The sequence below is a fragment of the Marinobacter manganoxydans MnI7-9 genome, assembly GCF_000235625.1.
In the GTDB taxonomy this organism is placed as follows: domain Bacteria; phylum Pseudomonadota; class Gammaproteobacteria; order Pseudomonadales; family Oleiphilaceae; genus Marinobacter; species Marinobacter manganoxydans.
In genome coordinates this window covers 1-3,927 of the sequence record NZ_AGTR01000052.1, presented here as the reverse complement: position 1 = coordinate 3,927, position 3,927 = coordinate 1, and the positions used below count along the sequence as shown (strand labels likewise).

The 3,927-nt window shown below is 53.0% G+C and carries 3 protein-coding genes and 1 pseudogene; 3 read left to right on the top strand and 1 reads right to left on the bottom strand.

The window, feature by feature from the left end:
• Positions 1-565: 565 nt before the first annotated feature.
• Complete coding sequence (locus KYE_RS12000; RefSeq protein WP_008173713.1) at positions 566-943, top strand: antitoxin Xre-like helix-turn-helix domain-containing protein; 378 nt, start codon at positions 566-568, stop codon at positions 941-943.
• Positions 944-1,036: 93 nt separating this feature from the next.
• Positions 1,037-1,864 carry a metallophosphoesterase family protein gene (locus tag KYE_RS11995; protein WP_008173711.1) on the top strand — a complete coding sequence of 276 codons (828 nt, stop codon included), beginning with the start codon at positions 1,037-1,039 and terminating at the stop codon, positions 1,862-1,864.
• Positions 1,865-2,359: 495 nt separating this feature from the next.
• Here KYE_RS11995 and KYE_RS22255 read toward each other — a convergent pair whose 3' ends face one another.
• Entirely contained in the window at positions 2,360-3,475 is a 1,116-nt protein-coding gene (locus KYE_RS22255; protein WP_008173710.1) for a helix-turn-helix domain-containing protein, read from the bottom strand.
• Positions 3,476-3,619: 144 nt separating this feature from the next.
• On the opposite strand from KYE_RS22255, the pseudogene eutB reads away from it, so the two are divergent.
• Positions 3,620-3,784: pseudogene (eutB, locus tag KYE_RS21165) on the top strand (ethanolamine ammonia-lyase subunit EutB); the annotation flags it as partial.
• Between the last annotated feature and the right edge of the window lie 143 nt (positions 3,785-3,927).

Sequence of the window (3,927 nt, the reverse complement as noted above, 5' to 3'; positions counted from 1 at the left end):
TCCGTGATTGAACGGATTGGCCTGATTCTGGGGCTCCATAAAGCCTTGGCCCGCATGACACCGATAGATCATACAGAGATGGCGAAAGAGTAGTTCTTGAAAACCGTCAATCTTTAGGGCCTCAACGGCACCTTGATTCGGGAGTACTAATTGAACGAGCCCCGCACTGAGGCGCTGATCACCCTGATTCGTCATATTCGAGCGGAAACGGCGTGATCTGAAGGGTTCGCTTGTGCCCGGGATGTGCGGCTTAGTACCAATTAGTAACGCGAGTTACTAATTGGTAGGAAATTGGAGCCAGTTCAACTTTTCAGAATTGGTGTACACTGGTAGATAATCCGGAGCACGCACCAATATGACAAAGCGCCCAACTGAAAAAGAGCTGCTGGAAGGCCTCGACGCCTACACGGCCCATGCGGATGAGCTGGCCGACCCGTTGCCTCAGGGGTTCCGTCAAACGCTATGACCGGCCGACCGATCCGGTTTGGGACGAGTATTTCGACTCTGAAGGCGTCAGTGACGATTTCATGGAGAATCGAGAGCAGCCCAAGAATGGGCGAGCATAATGGCCATTGATGACGAAAAAGCCAAAGGGCATGTGGCTCTCAAAGGTTTCTTTGGTATCTGTCGTGAGTGGGACTGCACCCAGAAAGAGACGATGCAGTTGCTCGGCGGTGTGTCCCGGAGCACGCTGGCCAAGTATGAGACGTTGCCACACGTAACGCTCTCGCAGGATACCCTGGAGCGCATCAGCTACATCCTGGGCATCTACGAATCCCTGAGGATCATGTATCCAACGGCCGAACGCGCCAATCGTCGGGTCCGACTGGAAACCAGTGAGCCTCCCTTCCTTGGAGCGTCAGCCCTAGACTTTATGGCGCGAGGCTCCATGAAGCATCTCATGGAAGCTCGACGCTACTTTGATGCAAAACGGACAGGGTAACCAGCCACCGTCGACCAAGATTTTGGGCGGTCAAGTTGGCCACCTTTTTTGTTTGAGTGGTAGGAAATACGGAGCCAGCTCAAGGGGCCTTCCATGCTAAGGATCACCCGGATCGACCCGGAACCGTTTTTCAGTCTGCCACACCGCACCAGCGGCCCGGCCGGTGCGCCTCTGCATAATCGGCTGCCGTTTTACCGGGCCTATGCCACCGGCCTGCCAGATCATGTGAAGGGCATTGTGCTGACCTCCGATCTCCAGGGGCGAGAAGCCGGCGGTCAGAATCGGCTGCTCGGCGTGTCTGTGGCGGAAGCCCTTGTTGGGCTGTCTCGGGAAGGTCTCATTCCGGCGCCCGACGCGGTGTTTCTGTGCGGCGACCTGTACGACTATCCCGACTGCCGCAAACGCGGCGGTACCGGGCCGGTGGACGAGGTGCTTCAGGCCTTTTCCGCTATGACGCCGGAGGTCATCGGCGTTCTGGGGAACCACGACCAGATGGAGTACCCCGAGGCGCTTCCAGATAACACCACCCTTCTGGATGGCGGGGTGGTTAGGGTGTTAGGCAGCCTGAACGTCGGTGGCGTCAGCGGTATCGTGGGCAATCCAAATCGCAACCAACGGCGAATCGAGGACGATTTTCTGGCCGCACTGGAATCGGTGACCGATCATGCCCCGGATATCCTGCTGCTCCATCAAGGCCCAACCGACCCGGAACGGGCGGATCGTCGGGGTGATCCCGGGGTAGCGCTGTCGCTCGAAACGGGCTTTCAAGGACTCACGGTCTTCGGCCATACTCGATGGGACTGGCCCTGGCTGATTCCTCTGGGTGAGGGTCAGGCTTTGAATGTCGATGGGCGGGTCGTGGTGGTTTTGCCGGAGGTTGACGGAGTTTTCGGTTTCAGTGCAAAGGTCAAAATTCCATAGCCGGAAAAAATGTCCTAGAAACCGTGGACACACCATGGACACAATTTGGACACAGACAAATAAAAAGGGCCTACGTTTTCACGTAAGCCCTTGAAAAATATGGCGCGCCCGAGAGGATTCGAACCTCTGACCTCTGCCTCCGGAGGGCACAGATTTAGGTCGGTGTTGAGCGGTATAGTAGGGGCTGATTCGAGCCAGTTCAAGCAGATGCAGTAAGAAGACCTGCTTGTATGGAACCCTTGTCCTGAGCGGTTTTCAACGATTAACGCCATTTCTGGGCACAGAGATGTCCTGAATTGATTGACTGAAATTGGACACTTTGACCGCTGCCTGACATGGGATTTCTTCGATCGTATGGCATTATCTCATGCCTTTGAGTTTGGTCAATGTGTCGGGTTTTGGCTGTCTCGTTAAGGACAGAAGAGACTCAAAAGAATTGTAGCATGCTACATATTTTTGAGTTTTTTGAAGCGGATAGGGGGCACCATTTTCGTCTCAAGTTCCACGCCTCTGCAGACAATGTTGAAACGCCGGGACCGTCCTCACGCAAGGTTCAAGAGCGTTGCTGTGTAGCTGGGAATTGTTTGCTGGGTGAGATTTAGCAAATGTCTCAGACGGCAATTCACCAAAAAGTTGTCTGTAGTCTGAGGAGAACTGGCTTAGATGGTAAAAGCCGTTGAATGAGGCAGCTTCAGAAACGGAGCTTGTTGAAGGCTGGCACAGCATTCTTTTCGCCCTGTTTAATCTGCTTATCCTCAGGAAGGTCATGGGGCTAATGCCAAGAATCGTCTCAAAGCTATATTGCAAAGTCCGCCGGCTAGCGCACCCCACTTCGCATAGAGTTGTCATGGTGACAGGGGCAATACTCTCCGTTGCCATGTAATCCTTGATTCGCTCTACCACGGCTTTTCTGTGCTGATAACTTGGAGCCACCTTCTTATTGGGGATCTCCTCCGCTAACAACTCCAGCAACCCCATGATCAACAAGTCATGGTGAAGGTCTGAGTCGATTTTGTTTATTGTTGGCTGAAGGATTCGCCGCAATAAGTATCGGAAGTTCTGTAAAGTTCTTAGTGAAAGGCGTAACCGAGGGTAGTTCTTGGCATCTAGCAACTTAAGATCAATATCCTCTGATGCCTTGTGGGACTGAAGCTTGGCTTTGCTAACAACAATGCTTAGCATGTCGAAGCTTTCTGGAGTGACGAGCTCGAATTCTGTGCTCCCAGGCCTACAGAGAACATCACTGGATTCGACGCTCTGGCCATTGATGCGCGTTTCGTTGCGCTTACTTGGAAACCCGAACCAAAATGAGTCTGGCCAAACCTTACAGCGCTGAAGTAAGGAGCGGCCAGTATGTTCATTGAATAACTGAAGCCCACCAAAATTCAGCTCGTCGATACGTCCGCAAAAACGCCCCGCCCCTATTTGGTCGTACTCCTGTTCCCAGTCTGTAAGGTTGCCTGCCTGATCATTGGCATCATTTGCGATGACTGTGCACCTATGTGGTGCATGTTGTTCTTGTCGGTGCACTGCGACCTCGGTGTCGGCATGCACTTTGAGTATGGGCGTGACGCAGTTTTCGTGCACATAAGGCTTTAAGGCTGTTTTCATAGCACTTTTGTGCCCCTTAATGTTTGCCAAATTTCGATAACGCCCTCTTGGCGTAGCTCGCTACATTGAAATCCACAGCAAATTACGTTCCGTGTCGGACGGGGCGTGAATCTTGTTTTCAGTGAAAAAAGCGAGAGGAAGTTTATGTCCCATAGGTATGTCTACCAGTTAGGCACCAGAACCTGGTCGTTTCAGGGATTACGGGATGTCATGGCCAAAGCATCGCCTGCGAGATCCGGCGATCGACTCGCCGGCGTGGCAGCTTCCAGCGCGGAAGAGAGAGTTGTGGCCCAGATGTGTCTGGCCGAGGCAATAAATCGTTGTCGATATGAAAATTAAAATTAAGGAGTTTCAGGTGAGCAAAATCTTCAAATCAATAAGCGCTCCGCTGGCGATAGCTTTAGTAGCAACACCGGCGTTGGCCGCGGAGCCGGTCGGGCGTGCGTCACCGA